The 475-nt window shown below is 80.2% G+C and carries 1 pseudogene; it reads left to right on the top strand.

Annotated features, from left to right (window positions below):
- Nucleotides 1–475 (top strand): annotated as a pseudogene (locus E9529_RS21515) (HNH endonuclease); the annotation flags it as partial.

Below are 475 nucleotides of genomic sequence, written 5' to 3'. Positions count from 1 at the left end.
CACCGGTGGCGACGACCGCCCGATCGGGGTGCTCCGGGCCGAGGCGCACGCCGCGCTGGTGCTGCGGCCCTGGGACACCTCCCGCCCCGCGATGACCGGCCACGTCACGGTGCTGGCCCCCCTGGGTGCCCTGGACGGGGCGGGCGCCGGTACGGTCGCCCGGCAGGGCGGCGTCGGCAGCCAGACGGGGCCGAGCGTGAACGGCACCCCGATCACCGCCGGCCACCTCCGCGAGCTCATGGCCCGGCTCGGCGCCCTGGGCGTGCAGGCCCCGCCCGGCGGGAGCCTGGCGGTGGCGATCACCGGCGAGGACGGGGCGCTGCTGGCCACCGCGACCGCCGCCGAGCTGCACCGGCTCACCGCACGCGGCTGCCCAGAACACGGCGCCGCCGCCGACTGCGGCTGCCCGCTGCTGCGCCGCCCGCCGACCGTGGCCGGGCACGACCCCTCCGCCGCCCAGGAGCGGTTCATCCGC

The sequence above is a fragment of the Blastococcus sp. KM273128 genome, assembly GCF_021698975.1.
GTDB lineage: Bacteria > Actinomycetota > Actinomycetes > Mycobacteriales > Geodermatophilaceae > Blastococcus.
This window is presented reverse-complemented; position numbering and strand designations above follow the sequence as displayed.